Here is a 15,802-nt window from a genome sequence, read left to right on the forward strand (position 1 = left end):
ATCGGGGGACATCTCTAGAGATGCGTTGACAGAGCGGGGTCGCCGCGCTTCCCTGAGTGTCCCCATGCTTCAGGATTCGGGACGGAGGGGATGCGTGCAGCCACTGCCCGAGGTCGGTGACCTCGTCCGCGACACCGCCACGGGGCGGGTCGGTTTCTACGTGGAGAGCGTCTCCGGGCGCTTTCTGATCCGCGCCGTCCAGGGCGGTACCGAGTGGGAGGCGGAGCCCGTCGACGTCCAGCCCGCCACCCCCCTGCACGAGCTGCGCGCCCGTACCGCCGAGATCAACGCGCGGAGCAGACGCGGGCTGGGTGGGTGAGGGCGGGGGTGAGGCGAGGGTGAGGGGGGCGGTCCGGGGCGTTGTCAGTGGGGCGCGCCACACTGGAGACATGTGCCGCAGCATCAAGACGCTCCGCCCGCCCGTACTGCCCGAGGAGGCGACCGAGGACGACGTCCGCGCCGCCGCCCTGCAGTACGTCCGCAAGGTTTCCGGCTTCCGCGCCCCCGCCGCCCACAACCGCGAGGTGTTCGAGCGGGCCGTGGACGAGATCGCCGAGGCGACCGCGAGACTCCTCGACGGCCTGGAGGTACGGGGCTCCCGCCCCGCTGCCGCCGTCAGGGAGCGGTGACCCCGGTCCGTTGTCGTGGGGGTGCGGGGCCCTCACCTCGCTGCCGCTGTCGGGGCGTGGGGGTCTCGGCCCGGTGCCGTCGTCAGGAAGCCGGCGTCTTGGCGTGCCGCCGTCCTCAGGAAGCCGGCGTCTTGGCGTGCCGCCGTCGTCAGGGAGCCGGCGTCTTGGCGTGCCGCCGTCGTCAGGAAGCCGGCGTCTTGGCGCGCCGCCGCCGTCAGGAAGCTGGTGTCTCGGTCCGCCGCCCCCAAGGAGTGGGGGGCTCGGCTTGCCGCTGTCAGGGTGGGGGCTCGGCCCGCCGCTGTTGGGGAGTGGAGTCTCGGCCCGCCGTCGTCAGGACGCGGGGGCGGGAGCCGCGGCCGGGCGCCGTATGAGGTAGGCGGCGAGGCCGCCCGCGAGGAAGAGCGCGAGGGTCGACACCCCCGCGCTGAACCAGGTCGCGCCCAGCCACTGACCGCCCAGCCAGCCGAGCCCCACGCTGTACGAGGCCCAGGTCACGCCCGCCAGCGCCGACCACGGCAGGAACTCCTCCACCCGTCGCTTCGCCGCGCCCGCTCCCAGGGAGACCACGGAGCGTCCGGCCGGCGCGAAGCGCGCGAGCACCACGAGCAGCCCGCCGCCCCGGGCGAGCGCGGTGCCGAGACGTTCCTGCGCCAGTGAGAGGCGGCGCGAGCGGGCGATCACCCGGTCCAGCCTGGCCCCGCCGCGCAGTGCCAGGCGGTACGCGAGGAAGTCGCCGAGGGTCGAGGCGCTCGCCGCGCAGAGGAGCAGCGGGAGGAGCGACAGCACGCCGGGGGAGGCCCCGGTGGCCGTCGCCGCCGCCGTGGCTGCGGTGATCACCAGGAAACCGCTCGGCAGCACGGGCAGGAAGACGTCGAGCAGGATCGACGTCGCCACCACCGGGTAGATCCACGGACCCGCGGTGAGCGACCGCAGCGAGCCCAGGCTGTCGAGCAGATTCACAGGGCCAGAGCCTACGCGGGGGCGGGGGACCGACTGTCGGTGGGGCGGGAGGCGCGCTTTCGGGCCCCTCGGGGCTCTCTGAGGACCTCTGGGGCGGGGGGTGCCCCCTGAGGGCGAGCCCCGTTGGGGAACCCGGTCGAGAGGAAGCCGCTCGGGGGTGTAGGTGGTGCCCGTAGTGAGAAGGGCCGGAAAGCGCGCTGCGGTTTCCGGGCCCTTCTCTCAGGTGTGTCCGTGTGTCACGCGGTGACCGGCGTGCCCTGCTGCTCGCGGGTGTTCGGGTCCGTCGTCTTGCCGGCGCCGAAGAGCCGGTCGAGGGACAGGGCGCCGGGGCCGGTGAAGACGAGGAGGGCGAAGGCCCAGCAGAACATGGCCGAGTTCTCGCCGCCGTTCTGGAGGGGGAAGAGCGACTCGGGCTGGTGGACGTTGAAGTACGCGTACGCCATCGAGCCGGAGGCGAGGAAGGCGGCGCTCCGGGTGCCGAGCCCGGCCAGGACCAGGAGGCCGGCGACGAGCTGGATGACGGCCGCGTACCAGAACGGCCAGGTGCCGGCCGGTACCACGGTGCCGCCGATGAGGCCGAAGAGCGAGGCGACGCCGTGGCAGGCGAAGAGCAGGCCGACCACGATGCGGAAGAGGCCGAGCGCGTAGGGCTGGGCGTGGTTCAGGCGGGCGGTGAGGTTCGGGGGAGTGCTCGTGGGGGTGGTGTTCTGAGCGGTGGCCATGGGGGACTCCTTCGGCCTGGCCCCGGCCGGGGTGGGCGCGGGGTGGGGGGACGGAAACCGATGAGGCCGTAAGGTTAGGCATCCCTCAGTAGTGCTTGCAAGTTCAACATTCGGCCATCGGGGAGTGTGTGGTGAGCCTCACTCCCCGATGGCCGCTGCTGACGCGAGCTCAGGGGGTGGCCTGTCAGCAGCCGTTCAGGACGGACTGGAGGGCGCTCTTCTCGGCGGGGTCGACGCTGAGGTTGTAGTAGTGCTTCACGTCCACCCAGGCCCGGACGTACGTGCAGCGGTAGGACGTCACCGGGGGCAGCCACTTCGCCGGGTCCAGGTCGCCCTTGGCCTGGTTGACGTTGTCGGTGACGGCTATGAGCTGCGGCCGGGTGAGGTCGTTCGCGAAGGCCTGGCGCTGGGCGGTGGTCCAGGAGTTCGCGCCCGAACGCCAGGCCTCGGCGAGCGGGACCATGTGGTCGATGTCGAGGTCGGAGGCGGCGGTCCAGGTGGCGCCGTCGTACTCCGAGTACCAGCTGCCGCTGATCGCGGCGCAGCTGGAGTCGGTGACGACGTTCACGCCGTCGCGCTTGAGGACGGTCTCGCGCGTGTTGCAGGTGCCGGACTGGGTGATCCAGTGCGGGAAGAGGGTTCGGCTGTAACCCGAGGTGGAGCCTTCCGTCTCGACCGTGAGGGCGGCGAGGTAGGTGCGCGCGGTCGCCGCGCTGACCGGGGTCGGCATGGCGGCCTGCGCGGCCGGAGCCGTGGCGAGGAGGCCGGTGACGGTGAGGGCGGCGGAGGTGGCGAGTACGGCGAGTCGACGCGCGTAGACCATGCCGACGGGCATGTGAACTCCCTTGATGTGGGGGGACCTTGGCTGCTGCCGTCCCCGCGGGGCGCCGGGGGGTGGGCCCGGTCATCGTGGCGGCGCCAGGTTTCCGTGGGGGGTGCGCCAGGTAACAGGGTGGCGACATGAGCACGTCACATCAAGGGGTGTGCGGGTCCTGACGGAGTGACAGATTCCGCCCGGCGCCCAGGGGTTCGGGGGCAGGGGGGCGGGGGCAGGGGTGAGGTGGTCGTGGAAACGCCTCGCGCGCGGCCGGAAGGTCCGGCCGCGCGCGAGGGAGTAGGGGGAGGGGTGTGGCGTCTACGTCAGGACGGTCAGCGTGATCGAGCCGTCCGCCGCGGGCTCCACCCGCAGCCGGGTGAGGTCGGCGACGTGCACGTCCGGCGCGAACGCCGCCGCGCGCGGGCCCACGCCCACGACGCGCATGCCGGCCGCGCGGCCCGCCTGGATGCCGGCCTCGGAGTCCTCGAAGACCACGCAGTCCGCCGGGTCGAAGCCCAGCGCCGCCGCGCCCTTGAGGAAGCCCTCGGGGTCCGGCTTGCTCGCGCCGACGCTCTCGGCCGTCACCCGGACCTCCGGCATCCGGAGCGCCGCCGCGCCCATCCGGGCCTGCGCCAGGCCCTCGTCCGCCGAGGTCACCAGGGCATGCGGGAGGTCCGCGATCGCGGCCATGAAGGCAGGGGCGCCGGGGACGGGCACGACCCCGTCGAGGTCGGCGGTCTCCTCGGCCAGCATCACCCGGTTGTCGGCGTGGTTCTCCGCCATCGGGCGGTCCGGCAGGAGGACGGCCATCGTCGCGAAGCCCTGGCGGCCGTGGACCACCTTGAGCACCTCGTCCCCGTCGAGCCCCTGGCGGTCCGCCCAGCGGCGCCAGCAGCGTTCGACGACGGCGTCCGAGTTGACGAGGGTGCCGTCCATGTCGAGGAGGAGGGCGCGGGCGGTGAGCGTGGCCGGGGTGGCGGCGGGCATCGGGTCTCCCGTGGGGACGGCGCGGAGAACGAAGCGGTCCCGCCCGCCGGTCAGGGAGTGCGGGCGGGGCCACTTTGTTCTTTCACGATACAAAACCGTGGGCGGTCTTGGCCAACCGGTCCGCCCGGCCTCCGTCAGAGCCAGGTGCTCCGCTCCAGGGCCTCGCGCGTGTGGGGGCCGTACACGCCCTTCGGGTCCCCCTTGATGTACATCCAGGACTGGTAGCTCTTCACCGCGCGATAGACCTCCTGGTCGTACTCCCCGTCGATGTCGCCGTGGTACGCCCCCGCGAGGGTCAGCCGCGTCTGGAGCTCCATCACCTCGTCGCCCGAGGAGCCGAGGCTCAGCGTCACCGCCGCCTCCTCCGTCGGCCGGGGCGGCGTCGAGGACGGCGCGGCCGTCGTCGGTGCGGCGGTCGTCGGCGACGCGGAGGGGGTGACGGCCGGAGGAGCCGCCGACGTGCTCGGGCTCGCGGTGGTGCGGGTCGGGGAGGGCGTCGGGGACGGCGACGCGGACGTCTCGTGCGGGGTCGGGGAGGACGTCGTCGGCTCGGGGGTCTCGGAGGAGGGGGAGGGCGCCTCCGACACGGCGACGTTCAGGGACGCGCTCGTGGTTACCTCGGGTACGGCCGCGCGGTCGGCGGTGTCGTCCGCGCCGCCGAGGACGGCCGCCGCCAGGGCCGCGGTGCCCGCCACGGCGACCGCGGCCACCACCGCGACCACCGTGCCGCGCCTGCGCCCCCGCGACTGCCCGTGCCCGGGCGGAGGCGGCACCTCGCCGATGCCGCGCAGCAGCAGCGGCATCGTCTCGGAGGCGTCGCCCATGGCGCCGGGGTGGCCCTGCGGGGGGTACGCCTCGGAGCCGGAGCCGGAGCCGGAGCCGGAGCCGTACGCCGCAGGTCCCGGGGTGCCCGGGTACGCCCCCGAGTCCGAGCCGTCGCCGTACGCCGCAGGTGTCGGGCCGCCCGGGTACGCCTCCGAGGTCGGGCCGCCCGGGTACGCCTCCGAGGTTGGGTCGCCCGGGTGCGCATCCGAGGCCGGGCCGCCCGGGTACGCCTCCGGGCCCGGACCGCCCGGGTGAACCCCCGAGTCCGCGCCGCCGGGGTGCGCCGCAGCTCCCGAGCCGTCCGGGTGCGTGCCCGGCTGTCCCCCCGTCGGGTGCACCACCGGTATCGGTGCGGTGAGGTCGGTGTCCTGGCGGATCGCCGTCAGCTGGGCCGTCGGCGGGTCCTCCGTCGTGTACGCCGGCAGGTGAGCGGTCGGCTGCCCGTCCGGCCCCGCCGCGAAGCCCCCCACCACGCCAGGCCCCGCCGTGTCGTTCCCCGTCCCGTCCAGGTTCACGTACGGCCTGATGCGCAGGGGGTCGAAGTCCTCGGCGGCGGCCGCCTCCGCCGCGCGGGCGCAGGCGCAGCCAGGTCTGTGTGCACCGCATTCAGGACAGACGTGTCCGGTCATGATGGGTCCCCTCCCCGATACCAATGCGAGCGATTATGCAGCCCGACCCTGTCGGGCGGGCGAACGGCTGTACCCTTCCGCAGGCCATAACGGCATATTCCGACCAGGATGAAGGGGCCCGCCGCGACACGGAGACGGAGACCCCATGGCCCAGGACACACGCCCGTCCGAGCTCGGTGACGTCCCCGTGCCCGGGGAGGGGCAGAGCCGCAGCACCGTCCTCGTCGCGATCGGCGCGCTGCTGCTCGGCATGTTGCTCGCCGCCCTCGACCAGACCATCGTGTCCACGGCCCTGCCGACCATCGTCAGCGAGCTCGGCGGCATGGAGCACCTCTCCTGGGTGGTCACCGCGTACCTGCTGGCGTCCACGGCCGGGACGCCCCTCTGGGGCAAGCTGGGGGACCAGTACGGGCGCAAGAAGCTCTTCCAGGGCGCGATCGTCCTCTTCCTGGTCGGCTCCGCCCTCTGCGGCATCGCCCAGAACATGCCGCAGCTCATCGCCTTCCGCGCGGTCCAGGGCCTCGGCGGCGGCGGTCTCATCGTCCTGGCCATGGCGATCGTCGGCGACCTCGTCCCGCCCCGGGAACGCGGCAGGTACCAGGGCCTCTTCGGCGCCGTCTTCGGCGGCACCAGCGTCCTCGGCCCGCTGCTCGGCGGGATCTTCACCCAGCACCTCTCCTGGCGCTGGGTGTTCTACATCAACCTCCCCATCGGGATCGTCGCCCTCTTCGTCATCGCCGCCGTCCTGCACATCCCGGCCCGCTCCACCCGCCACACGATCGACTACCTCGGCACCTTCCTCATCGCCTCGGTCGCCACCTGCCTGGTCCTGGTGACCTCCCTCGGCGGCACCACCTGGGCGTGGGGATCGGCGCAGATCATCGGACTCGCCGTCCTCGGAGCCGTACTCCTCGTCTGGTTCCTGTACGTCGAACGGCGGGCCGCCGAACCCGTGCTGCCGCTCAAGCTGTTCCGGATCCGGACCTTCAGCCTCGTCTCGGTCATCAGCTTCATCGTCGGCTTCGCCATGTTCGGCGCGATGACCTACCTGCCGACCTTCCTCCAGGTGGTCCATGGCGTCACCCCGACGATGTCCGGCGTCCACATGCTGCCCATGGTCCTCGGCATCTTCATCGCCTCGACCGGCTCCGGCCAGATCGTCTCGCGCACCGGCCGCTGGAAGGTCTTCCCCCTCGCCGGCACCTTCCTCACCGGACTCGGCCTGCTCCTCCTCCACGGGCTGACGGAGACCAGCTCGACCTGGTCGATGAGCGTCTGCTTCTTCGTCTTCGGCGCCGGACTGGGCCTCGTCATGCAGGTCCTCGTCCTGGTCGTGCAGAACGCCGTCTCCTACGAGGACCTCGGCGTCGCCACCTCCGGAGCCACCTTCTTCCGCTCCATCGGCGCCTCCTTCGGCGTCGCCGTCTTCGGCACGATCTTCACCAACCGGCTCACCGCCACGCTCGGCGACGTGTTCGCGGGCGCGGGTACGGAGCTCCCGCCCGGCACCGGCGCCGCCCGGGTCGCCGCCGACCCGCGCGCCATCGAGGCCCTCCCGCCCGAGCTGCGCCCGCAGGTCCTGCACGCCTACGCCACGTCCATCACGGACGTCTTCCTGTACGCGGCGCCCGTCGTCCTCGTCGCCTTCGTCATCGCCTGGTTCCTCAAGGAGGACAAGCTGCGCGCCTCGGTCACCGCGCCCGACACCGGCCAGACCCTCGCCCCCCACCCGGTCGGGCGCTCCTCGTACGACGAGTGCGCCCGCGCCCTGTCCGTCCTCGACTCCCGGGAGGGCCGCAAGGAGATCTACGCGAAGATCACCGCGCGCGCCGGGCTCGACCTGCTGCCCGCTTCGAGCTGGCTGCTGCTGCGCATCCGCCGCCACGGGACCGTCGAGCCCTCCCGGCTCGCCGAGACCACCCCCGTACCCCTGCGGGTCATCACGGAGGCGTCCCGGCAGGTGGAGGAGCGGCGGCTGGCGACCCGGGAAGGCGTCCAGCTGACCCTCACCGAGGAGGGGGTGCGGGCGGCGACGGTACTGGCCGAGGCCCGGGAGGCGTCACTCGCCGAACTCCTCGGCGACTGGTGGGGACCCGACCGGCCCACCGACCTCGTCCAGCTGGTGGGGGAGCTGACGGCCGAACTGCGCGGCTCGGACGGGGACCGGCCCCACACGCCCGAGCCGCCCGGCGACCACCACGGGTAGACCGGCCCCCTGTGCGCCCGAGCCGCCCCGCGACCACCACGCGTGAACCCGGCCCCGCGCGCCCGAGCCGCCCGGCGACCACCGCGCGTGGTCCGGCCCCCCGGTGCGCCTGAGCCCGCCCTCGCTCGTCTTCGTCCGTCCTCGTGCGGGCTCAGATTTCCTTGCCGTACCAGATGTCCATGTACGGCCCGGTGCAGTACGCGGGGATCTCCTCGTACCCGTGCCGCGTGTACAGGCCGCGTGCCTCGACCAGGTCGAGGCGCGTGTTGAGGACCATCCGGCGGGCGCCGAGGCCGCGCGCCTCGTCCTCCAGCCTGCGCAGCAGGGCGCCCGCGCCGCCCGCGCCGCGGAAGGCGTGCCGCAGGAAGACCCGGGTCAGCTCGGCGCGTTCCCCGTCCAGCATCAGGACCCCGCCGCAGCCGGCCGGCTTCCCCTCGAACCGGGCCACCAGGAACTGCCCGGTCGGCGGGGTCAGCTTCTCGACCCCGTCGTCCGTCAGCCCCTCGTCGATCTCCGCCTCGGTCGCGTGCCGCTTCCAGTAGCGGCCTGCCACATCGCCGTAGTAGTCGCGGCGCAGGGCGGTGGCGTCCGGGGTGTCGACGCGCTCGGGAGAGAAGGTCCAGGTCATGCGGGCCATTCTGTGACCCGCACGGCCACGCCCGCCGCTGAATTACGACGGCTTGCTTCGGCTTACTTCGGCGACGCCTGCTGGACGACCTCGAACGACCACAGGGTCGAGCCGGACGCGGCGGGCTTCGGGCGCTCGCCGCCCTCGCCCCCGCCCTGGTGGGCGGCCTTCATGGAGCCGTTCATCCAGTTCTGGAAGTCCTCCTCGCTGCGCCACCGCGTGTACACCAGGTACTGGTCGGTGCCCTCCACCGGGCGCAGCAGCTCGAACCACTCGAATCCGTCGGACCCCTCGACGGCTCCGGCCCGGGAGGCGAACCGCTGCTCCAGCACCTCGCGCTGCTCGGCCGGCACGGTCAGGACGTTGATCTTCACGATGCTCATGGGGAGCAGGATATGACCCGCGGCCCCCACGGCTCCGGCGGCTCCGGTTGACGATTCCGGGCGGTCGGCGTAGTCCGGAATAAGGGGATGCATCCCGGTTTACCGGGAGGGGGGCGGAGAGGAGTCCCATCATGCTCGGCGAGCAGCTGGGAACGGTTTCTGGAGAGGTGACGGGGCTGCGCGTGCTGTCCACGGACGGCGGTCATGCCGTCACGGAGTCCTCGTTCTCGGGTACGGGCACGCTGCTCGGCGTGGCCGTCAAGGACATGGGGACGTACGAGGCGGTCGTGCAGGCCGACGGCACGCTCTTCGGCGAGGGCCACGGCATCAGCATGACCCAGGCCGGAGAGACGATCACCTGGCACGGCTCCGGTGTCGGCCGCTTCAACGAGTCCGGTGGCGTGAGCTGGCGGGGCGCCCTCTTCTACGAGACCGCCGCCGCCCAGTTCGCCCGGCTCAACGGCACCGCCACCGTGTTCGAGTTCGACACCGAGGAGAGCGGGAAGGTCTCGGGCGCGCTGTACGAGTGGAAGTAGTCCTCATCCGACGACCCGGGCGAGCAGCAGGCCGTCGTAGCCCTTCGCGCCCACCGTCTGGAGCGCCGTCGCGTCCAGGCGCGGTTCGCGGGCGACCAGGTCGAACATCTCGCGGGTGCCGGTGATCGCCGGGTCGTCCGGGTGGGGGGTGGCGACCCGGCCGTTCCGCACCACGTTGTCGACGATGATCAGCGTGCCCGGCCGGGAGAGCTTCAGGGCCCAGGTCACGTAGTGCGGGTTGTTGACCTTGTCGGCGTCGATGAAGACGAGGTCGAAGGGGCCCGCGCCCTCCGCCTCCAGCTGCGGCAGGGTGTCCAGGGCCGCGCCCGTCCGGACCTCGACGGTCTTGTCGAGGCCGGCGCGGGCGATGTTGGCGCGGGCGACGTCCGCGTGGGCGGGGTCGTACTCCAGGGTGATCAGCCGGCCGTCCTCGGGCAGCGCGCGGGCCAGCCAGATCGTGCTGTAGCCGCCGAGGGTGCCGATCTCCAGGACGGTGCGCGCGCCCTGCGTCCGGGCGAGCAGCTGGAGCAGCTTGCCCTGGTTGGGGGCGACGGCGATCTCCGGCAGGCCCGCCGCCTTCGAGTCGGCGAGCGCGGCCGTGAGCGCCTCGTCGGCGGGGGCGATCGTGTCGGTGAAGTACTGGTCCACTTCGGTCCACTGAGGGTTCGTCATGCGGTCGAACGTATACCGGGGACACGGCGTGGGCGGTGCCTTTTCACCCGTACGACGAGCAGCGCCACGAGCAGCGGAACGGCGACGACCGTCAGGAGCCAGGCCGGGACGCCGCCGAGGGTGAGCAGCCGGTCGGTGTACTCGACCTCGCGGTACGGGGTGTCCGCGACGGCCCGCAGGTGGTGGTCGTCGTCGATGCGTCCGGGGTGGGGGAAGTGCTGTTCCAGGACCGTCAGACGGACGGGCGCGTCGCCCGCGAGGCCCGCCACCGCTCCCTCCGGCCGCTCGATCCGGCCCGCGAAGGTGACCTCGGGGCGGTCGCCGCCGATGGGGGAGCGGGGCTCCATCCGGTGCTCGGCGAGGACGTACAGGCCGAGGGTCTGCGGCGTCTGCGCGAGGCGGGAGAGCCGCATGGGGTAGACGAGTTCGGGAGAGGCGAAGCCGATGCGCAGCGGGGTCAGTTCGCCGTAGAGGGCCGCGCCCTTCTCCTGCGGGGCGAGGCGGACGGCGACGTACTCCCACTTCCGGTCGACGTACGGCCGGAGTGCGCCGGTGAGCCGTTCGGGCAGCTCGAAGCCGTTGGCGTGCAGCCAGTCGCCGAGGGCCTCGGGGTCGGTGGCGGTGAGCCGGGCCACGTCGAAGGGGCCGAGCCGTTCGCGGCCGACGACGCCGACGCCTCCCGCGGTGGGCGGTGCGGCGGCGGCCCCGTCCCCGTACGTGGCGTCGAAGGGCCAGTCGCCCTCGCGCGGCCAGAAGTAGTGCCGGTCGCGCTGCTCGGGCTCGGCGAGCCGGTCGAGCTCGTCGAAGAGCGCCGGGTCGCCGAGGGTGACGTCGGCGCGGCCCGGCACCGGCATGATCCAGGCCGCCCGACGGGCGTTGCCGTGCACGTGGAAGCGCATGACGACGGTCTCGGCGCGGCCGTCCCAGCGGACGGCCGACTCCTCCCGGTCGACGCCGATGCGCTCGGACCTGTCCGGGATCATCGCGCCGCAGCCGCAGGCGTAGGCGGGTGCGACGAGCGAGCCGAGCTGGAGCGCCAGCAGCGCGATGACGATGGTCAGGATGTTTCTCTGTGTCCCCCGCATGTGGGGTCGGACGCGGTCGACCGCATTCCGGTTCCGCGCGTGCCGCGCTTTCCGGTTCCGTACGGGCGTGTCACGCCGAGGCGCGGACCCGGAGTTCCTTCACCCCGTTCAGCCAGGCCGCCCGCAGCCGGCGTGGTGCGCCGGCGAGGGTGAGGTCGGGCAGGGCGTCGGCGAGGGCGTTGAAGATCAGTTCGATCTCCTTGATCGCGAGGGACTTGCCGAGGCAGAAGTGGGGTCCGCCGCCGCCGAAGCCGAGGTGGGGGTTGGGGTCGCGGGTGACGTCGAAGCGTTCGGGGTCGGTGAAGACCTCGGGGTCGTTGTTGGCGGAGGAGTAGAAGAGGCCGATGCGGTCGCCCTTGCGGATCTTCTGCCCGCCGAGTTCGGTGTCCTGGGTCGCGGTCCGCTGGAAGGAGACGACCGGGGTCGCCCAGCGGACGATCTCCTCGGCGGCGGTCGCGGGCCGCTCGCGCTTGAAGAGTTCCCACTGGTCGGGGTGGGTGAGGAAGGCGTGCATGCCGTGGCTGATGGCGTTGCGCGTGGTCTCGTTGCCGGCGACGGCGAGCAGCAGCACGAAGAAGCCGAACTCGTCGGAGGAGAGGTTCCCCTGTCCCTCGGCGGCGACGAGCTGCGACACGATGTCCTGGGCCGGGCACTCCTTGCGGGCGGCGGCCATGTTCATCGAGTAGCCGATGAGTTCCATGGCGGCCTCGGCGCCGATCTCCTCGGTGATGGCGTACTCGGGGTCGTCGTACGCGACCATCTTGTTCGACCAGTCGAAGATCCTGGAGCGGTCCTCCTGGGGGACGCCGATGAGTTCGGCGATGGCCTGGAGGGGGAGTTCGACGGCGACCCGGGTGACGAAGTCGAAGGTGCCGTCGGCGCCCGCGCCGCGCTTCGCCTCGTCGACGATGGCCCGCGCGCGCTCGCGCAGGGCGGTCTCCAGACTCCGGATCGCGCGGGGGGTGAAGCCGCGCTGGACGATCTGGCGGACCCGGGTGTGCTCGGGCGGGTCCATGTTCAGCATGATCAGTTTCTGGACCTCGATCTGGTCCCGGGTGATGTGCTCGTTGAAGCGGATGACGGCGGTGTTCTCGTTCGAGGAGAACAGCTCGGGGTGGGTGGAGACGTACTTGACGTCGGCGTGGCGCGTGACCGCCCAGTACCCGCCGTCCGCGAAGCCGGTGACGCCGGCCGGCTGGGGGCACCACCAGACGGGCGCGGTCTGCCGCAGCCGGGCGAACTCCGGGAAGGGGACCCGGTCCTGGAGCAGGTCGGGGTCGGTGGCGTCGAACCCCGCGGGAAGCCCTTCGGGGAGACCTTCGGGGGTTCCTGCGGGGAGTCCTTCGGGGAGATGGGGGCAGGCCATCGGCAACACTCTCCATATCTGATGGACCATCAGAAGTTGCCGCGAAAGTTAGTAACGAGTTCTACAAGTAGCAAGGGTCGGGGCGGGAACTGTTGCCTCCCGGACCCTTGCGTACCGGCGGTAGCAGTCATAAGACTGCACTCAGAACTAGAACGCGTACTAGTTCCCCCGTGACGCCGACCGGACGAGGTGCCGGGACACCCCGTCCGGTCGAGGAGAGGACGAGCTCATGGCCGCGGAACCCGTCATCGTCGAAGCCGTACGCACCCCCATCGGCAAGCGCGGAGGCGCGCTCGCCAACCTCCACCCCGCCTACCTCCTGGGCGAGACCTACCGCGAACTCCTCGGCCGCACCGGCATCCACGCCGACTGCGTCGAGCAGATCGTCGGCGGTACGGTCACCCACGCCGGCGAGCAGTCCATGAACCCGGCGCGCACGGCCTGGCTCACCATGGGCCTGCCCTACGAGACGGCCGCCACCACCGTCGACTGCCAGTGCGGCTCCTCGCAGCAGGCCAGCCACATGGTCGCCAACATGGTCGCCGCCGGAGTCATCGACATCGGCATCTCCTGCGGCGTCGAGGCCATGTCGCGCGTCCCGCTCGGCTCCGGCTCCAAGCACGGGCCCGGCAAGCCGTTCCCCGACGAGTGGAACGTCGACCTGCCCAACCAGTTCGAGGCCGCCGAGCGCATCGCCCGCCGCCGCGGCCTCACCCGCGAGCGCGTCGACTCCCTCGGCCTGCTCTCCCAGGAGCGCGCCGCGACCGCCTGGGCCGAGGAGCGCTTCAAGCGCGAGACCTTCGCCGTCCAGGTCCCCACGACGGAGGCCGAACAGGCCGCGGGGCAGGGCATGTGGCGGCTCGTCGACCGCGACGAGGGCCTGCGCGACACCACCATGGAGGGCCTGTCCCGCCTCAAGCCCGTCATGCCCACCGCGATCCACACCGCCGGGAACTCCTCCCAGATCTCCGACGGCGCCTCCGCCCTCATGTGGGCCTCCAAGCGCATGGCCCGCGCCCTGAAGCTGAAGCCCCGCGCCCGGATCGTCGCCCAGGCCCTCGTCGGCGCCGACCCCCACTTCCACCTCGACGGGCCGATCGACGCGACCCGGGCGGTGCTCGGCAAGGCCGGGATGTCGCTCAAGGACATCGACCTCGTCGAGATCAACGAGGCCTTCGCGTCCGTGGTGCTGAGCTGGGCGCAGGTCTTCGACCAGGACCTGGAGAAGGTCAACGTCAACGGCGGCGCCATCGCCCTCGGCCACCCCGTCGGCGCCACCGGCGCCCGGCTCATCGCCACCGCCCTGCACGAACTGGAGCGCACGGACAAGGAGTTCGCACTCATCACCATGTGTGCGGGCGGGGCACTCGCGACCGGCACGATCATCCAGCGGCTCTGACCGTCATCCGGCGCCTCTGACCGTCATCCGGCGGCTCCGACCGCTTCCTCGACGAGCGAGGCGAGGTACGCGGCGGCCTTCGGCGCCTCCTGCGCCAGGGCCGCCGCCTGGCCGGCCCAGAGGTTCACGTACTCGGGCCGGTCCTGCGCGGCCGCCGCCCGGCGGATCGGCTGCATCAGCGCGTTCTGCACGGGATACGGCGGCACGAGCTCCTCGTGGGCCGCCATGTCCCGGACGAAGCCGTTCGGGATGCCGCGCGCCGTGCGCCCCGAGAAGAGGCGGGTGAGCACGGTCGTCCGGGCCTCCGGGGTGCCGAGGACCCGCCGGTGCGCCTCGCTCGCCCCCGACTCGCGCGCCACCAGGAAGCCCGTCCCGACCTGGACGGCGTCCGCGCCGAGCGCGAGCGCGGCGGCGACCCCGCGCCCGTCGGCGATCCCGCCGGCCGCGACCACCGGGACCGACACCGCGTCCGCCACCTGCGGGACCAGGGAGAAGGTGCCGACCAGGGACTCCCGTACGGGACGGAGGAAGGCGCCCCGGTGGCCGCCCGCGTCGCTGCCGGAGGCGACGATCGCGTCCACCCCGGCCGCCTCCAGGGCCACGGCCTCCTCGACGGTCGTGGCCGTGCCGATGACGACGGTCCCGCGCCGCCGGGCCCCGGCGACCAGGCGGCCCGGCGGCAGGCCCATGACCAGGCTGATCACCGGAGGGGCGGCCGCGATCAGGGCGTCCAGCTGCGCGTCGAAGTCGGGCTGTGCCTCGACGTCCCGGGCGCTCGGCGGGCGCACGCCCAGCTCCTCGTAGTACGGGCGGAGCCGCTCGACGTGCCCGGCGAGCTCGGACGCCGGGAGGCCGGCCCGCTCGCCCTCCTGCGGCACCCACAGGTTCACCGCGAAGGGGCGGCCGGTCGCGGCGCGGAGCTCGGCCACGAGCGCGGTGATCTCCTCGGGGGTGTGGATGTGCGCCCCGTACGAGCCGAGGCCGCCGCCCTCGGAGACCGCCGCGGCCAGCTCGACGGAGGACAGGCCCCCGCCGAAGGGGCCCTGGACGACGGGGAGCGGGATGCCGACGAGCTCGCCGAAGCGGCCGGGCGGGAGGGTGGGGCGTGCGGGCATGGGCCACCTCCGGTGTCGCGGCGGGTCCTCGTCCTTGTGGGGTCCGCCGATGCCGGGAAGACTAGACGAAGCTAGACGACCGGTCTACTAAATCGGGCCACGCGGAAAACGCCGCAGGCCCCGCCCCTCCGTGAGGAGGGCGGGGCCTTGCGGATGCGCGGTGCGGCAGGGCTGCTGGGTGCTTCTTAGTACCAGCCGTTGGCCTGCCAGAACGCCCACGCGGCGTTCGGGGAGCCGTAGCGCTCGTTCATGTAGTTGAGGCCCCACTTGATCTGGGTGGCCGCGTTGGTCTTCCAGTCGGAACCGGCCGAGGCCATCTTCGCGCCCGGCAGGGCCTGGACCAGGCCGTAGGCGCCGCTGGACGAGTTGGTGGCGCTGGGGTTCCAGCCGGACTCGTGCTCGACGATCTTGCTGAACGACGCGTACTGCGAGGCGGGGACGATCTGACGAGCGAGCTCCTGCGGGCTGGAGGCCGAAGCCGAGCCCGTCGTGCCCAGCACCGCACCCGACGCGCCCAGCAGCACGGCTGCGGACACGGCGATCTTCTTGTTGCGGGCAGAGACACGAGTGGTGAGCGAGCGGATCAAGGTATCGACCTAACGTCGGGGACAAGGGGCGCGCCAGGCGTTTTCGGCAAGCCGGAACCAGAGCCCGGGAGGCCCGGGAGCTGGGGGGATCCGGCCGGCCGTGGTGCTGCGAGGAGCACCGGCTGCCTGGCGACGTCCACCAGAGAAGCAGGGCCGGAACGCCGACGCAATGACCCCCTGTACGAGGCAGGTTCGGACCCGGGGGGTGGCGGGGGACGGGTGGGTGTGCGGCGTTTCCGCAGGTCGTGCGGGTGTG

General features: G+C 72.6%; 17 protein-coding genes. 5 read left to right on the plus strand and 12 right to left on the minus strand.

All coding sequences use genetic code 11. The annotated features are described in order from the left end of the window. The first annotated feature begins 94 nt into the window (after positions 1 to 94). Together ACH4TP_RS16120 and ACH4TP_RS16125 are read left to right on the plus strand one after the other, a co-directional pair. The gene (locus tag ACH4TP_RS16120; RefSeq protein WP_389230265.1) at positions 95 to 319 is read left to right on the plus strand and encodes a hypothetical protein; all 225 of its coding nucleotides are present in this window, start codon (positions 95 to 97) and stop codon (positions 317 to 319) included. A 70-nt stretch (positions 320 to 389) separates the two neighbouring features. Then, complete coding sequence (locus ACH4TP_RS16125) at positions 390 to 629, plus strand: DUF2277 domain-containing protein (protein ID WP_389230262.1); 240 nt, start codon at positions 390 to 392, stop codon at positions 627 to 629. A gap of 330 nt (positions 630 to 959) precedes the next feature. Here ACH4TP_RS16125 and ACH4TP_RS16130 read toward each other — a convergent pair whose 3' ends face one another. The 5 genes from ACH4TP_RS16130 to ACH4TP_RS16150 all read right to left on the minus strand — a co-directional run bounded on the left by ACH4TP_RS16130 (position 960) and on the right by ACH4TP_RS16150 (position 5,569). Further along, a complete protein-coding gene (locus ACH4TP_RS16130) occupies positions 960 to 1,589 on the minus strand; it encodes a DedA family protein (RefSeq protein WP_389230259.1) in 630 nt (209 codons plus the stop codon). A gap of 236 nt (positions 1,590 to 1,825) precedes the next feature. After that, on the minus strand, positions 1,826 to 2,311 hold the full coding sequence (locus ACH4TP_RS16135; protein WP_389230256.1) for a DoxX family protein: 486 nt from the start codon (positions 2,309 to 2,311) through the stop codon (positions 1,826 to 1,828). A 184-nt stretch (positions 2,312 to 2,495) separates the two neighbouring features. Then, positions 2,496 to 3,146 carry an HNH endonuclease family protein gene (locus ACH4TP_RS16140; protein ID WP_398438236.1) on the minus strand — a complete coding sequence of 217 codons (651 nt, stop codon included), beginning with the start codon at positions 3,144 to 3,146 and terminating at the stop codon, positions 2,496 to 2,498. A 300-nt stretch (positions 3,147 to 3,446) separates the two neighbouring features. Continuing rightward, positions 3,447 to 4,115: an HAD-IA family hydrolase gene (locus ACH4TP_RS16145; protein ID WP_398438238.1), complete on the minus strand. Its 669-nt coding sequence runs from the start codon at positions 4,113 to 4,115 to the stop codon at positions 3,447 to 3,449. A 134-nt stretch (positions 4,116 to 4,249) separates the two neighbouring features. Further along, entirely contained in the window at positions 4,250 to 5,569 is a 1,320-nt protein-coding gene (locus ACH4TP_RS16150) for a peptidoglycan-binding protein (RefSeq protein ID WP_398438239.1), read from the minus strand. Positions 5,570 to 5,714: 145 nt separating this feature from the next. On the opposite strand from ACH4TP_RS16150, the gene ACH4TP_RS16155 reads away from it, so the two are divergent. Next, positions 5,715 to 7,775 (plus strand): DHA2 family efflux MFS transporter permease subunit, encoded by a 2,061-nt coding sequence (locus tag ACH4TP_RS16155; RefSeq protein ID WP_398438241.1) that lies wholly within the window; start codon positions 5,715 to 5,717, stop codon positions 7,773 to 7,775. Positions 7,776 to 7,926: 151 nt separating this feature from the next. Here ACH4TP_RS16155 and ACH4TP_RS16160 read toward each other — a convergent pair whose 3' ends face one another. Beyond that, positions 7,927 to 8,412: a GNAT family N-acetyltransferase gene (locus ACH4TP_RS16160; RefSeq protein WP_398438242.1), complete on the minus strand. Its 486-nt coding sequence runs from the start codon at positions 8,410 to 8,412 to the stop codon at positions 7,927 to 7,929. A gap of 53 nt (positions 8,413 to 8,465) precedes the next feature. After that, positions 8,466 to 8,786, minus strand: coding sequence for an antibiotic biosynthesis monooxygenase (locus tag ACH4TP_RS16165; protein ID WP_030688139.1), 321 nt, complete (start codon positions 8,784 to 8,786; stop codon positions 8,466 to 8,468). 131 nt (positions 8,787 to 8,917) lie between these two features. Between ACH4TP_RS16165 and ACH4TP_RS16170 the strand changes: the two genes are divergently transcribed. Next, positions 8,918 to 9,322 carry a hypothetical protein gene (locus tag ACH4TP_RS16170; protein ID WP_398178120.1) on the plus strand — a complete coding sequence of 135 codons (405 nt, stop codon included), beginning with the start codon at positions 8,918 to 8,920 and terminating at the stop codon, positions 9,320 to 9,322. Positions 9,323 to 9,325: 3 nt separating this feature from the next. Here ACH4TP_RS16170 and ACH4TP_RS16175 read toward each other — a convergent pair whose 3' ends face one another. From ACH4TP_RS16175 to ACH4TP_RS16185, 3 genes are all read right to left on the minus strand, one after another. Further along, positions 9,326 to 9,994, minus strand: coding sequence for an O-methyltransferase (locus ACH4TP_RS16175; RefSeq protein WP_389230232.1), 669 nt, complete (start codon positions 9,992 to 9,994; stop codon positions 9,326 to 9,328). After that, positions 9,991 to 11,079, minus strand: a complete 1,089-nt coding sequence (locus ACH4TP_RS16180; protein WP_398178117.1) for a DUF2330 domain-containing protein — start codon at positions 11,077 to 11,079, stop codon at positions 9,991 to 9,993. Before ACH4TP_RS16180 ends, ACH4TP_RS16175 begins: the two co-directional genes overlap by 4 nt. 70 nt (positions 11,080 to 11,149) lie before the next feature. Next, positions 11,150 to 12,445 carry a cytochrome P450 gene (locus ACH4TP_RS16185; RefSeq protein ID WP_398178114.1) on the minus strand — a complete coding sequence of 432 codons (1,296 nt, stop codon included), beginning with the start codon at positions 12,443 to 12,445 and terminating at the stop codon, positions 11,150 to 11,152. A gap of 229 nt (positions 12,446 to 12,674) precedes the next feature. On the opposite strand from ACH4TP_RS16185, the gene ACH4TP_RS16190 reads away from it, so the two are divergent. Continuing rightward, positions 12,675 to 13,844, plus strand: coding sequence for a steroid 3-ketoacyl-CoA thiolase (locus ACH4TP_RS16190; RefSeq protein WP_398178111.1), 1,170 nt, complete (start codon positions 12,675 to 12,677; stop codon positions 13,842 to 13,844). Between the two features lie 23 nt (positions 13,845 to 13,867). On the opposite strand, the gene ACH4TP_RS16195 is transcribed toward ACH4TP_RS16190, so the two are convergent. Beyond that, complete coding sequence (locus tag ACH4TP_RS16195; RefSeq protein ID WP_398438245.1) at positions 13,868 to 14,959, minus strand: NAD(P)H-dependent flavin oxidoreductase; 1,092 nt, start codon at positions 14,957 to 14,959, stop codon at positions 13,868 to 13,870. Between the two features lie 185 nt (positions 14,960 to 15,144). After that, a complete protein-coding gene (locus ACH4TP_RS16200) occupies positions 15,145 to 15,546 on the minus strand; it encodes a transglycosylase SLT domain-containing protein (protein ID WP_389230217.1) in 402 nt (133 codons plus the stop codon). Between the last annotated feature and the right edge of the window lie 256 nt (positions 15,547 to 15,802).

Origin of the sequence: Streptomyces sp. NPDC021012 (assembly GCF_044333355.1) — a bacterium.
Classification (GTDB): Bacteria; Actinomycetota; Actinomycetes; order Streptomycetales; family Streptomycetaceae; genus Streptomyces.

Excerpts from the sequence above, each read along its gene's own strand:
- ACH4TP_RS16125 (WP_389230262.1), top strand. The coding sequence starts at position 390 with ATGTGCCGCAGCATCAAGACGCTCCGCCCGCCCGTACTGCCCGAGGAG.
- ACH4TP_RS16135 (WP_389230256.1), bottom strand. The coding sequence starts at position 2,311 with ATGGCCACCGCTCAGAACACCACCCCCACGAGCACTCCCCCGAACCTC.
- ACH4TP_RS16140 (WP_398438236.1), bottom strand. The coding sequence starts at position 3,146 with ATGCCCGTCGGCATGGTCTACGCGCGTCGACTCGCCGTACTCGCCACC.
- ACH4TP_RS16145 (WP_398438238.1), bottom strand. The coding sequence starts at position 4,115 with ATGCCCGCCGCCACCCCGGCCACGCTCACCGCCCGCGCCCTCCTCCTC.
- ACH4TP_RS16150 (WP_398438239.1), bottom strand. The coding sequence starts at position 5,569 with ATGACCGGACACGTCTGTCCTGAATGCGGTGCACACAGACCTGGCTGC.
- ACH4TP_RS16155 (WP_398438241.1), top strand. The coding sequence starts at position 5,715 with ATGGCCCAGGACACACGCCCGTCCGAGCTCGGTGACGTCCCCGTGCCC.
- ACH4TP_RS16160 (WP_398438242.1), bottom strand. The coding sequence starts at position 8,412 with ATGGCCCGCATGACCTGGACCTTCTCTCCCGAGCGCGTCGACACCCCG.
- ACH4TP_RS16165 (WP_030688139.1), bottom strand. The coding sequence starts at position 8,786 with ATGAGCATCGTGAAGATCAACGTCCTGACCGTGCCGGCCGAGCAGCGC.
- ACH4TP_RS16170 (WP_398178120.1), top strand. The coding sequence starts at position 8,918 with ATGCTCGGCGAGCAGCTGGGAACGGTTTCTGGAGAGGTGACGGGGCTG.
- ACH4TP_RS16175 (WP_389230232.1), bottom strand. The coding sequence starts at position 9,994 with ATGACGAACCCTCAGTGGACCGAAGTGGACCAGTACTTCACCGACACG.
- ACH4TP_RS16180 (WP_398178117.1), bottom strand. The coding sequence starts at position 11,079 with ATGCGGGGGACACAGAGAAACATCCTGACCATCGTCATCGCGCTGCTG.
- ACH4TP_RS16185 (WP_398178114.1), bottom strand. The coding sequence starts at position 12,445 with ATGGCCTGCCCCCATCTCCCCGAAGGACTCCCCGCAGGAACCCCCGAA.
- ACH4TP_RS16190 (WP_398178111.1), top strand. The coding sequence starts at position 12,675 with ATGGCCGCGGAACCCGTCATCGTCGAAGCCGTACGCACCCCCATCGGC.
- ACH4TP_RS16195 (WP_398438245.1), bottom strand. The coding sequence starts at position 14,959 with ATGCCCGCACGCCCCACCCTCCCGCCCGGCCGCTTCGGCGAGCTCGTC.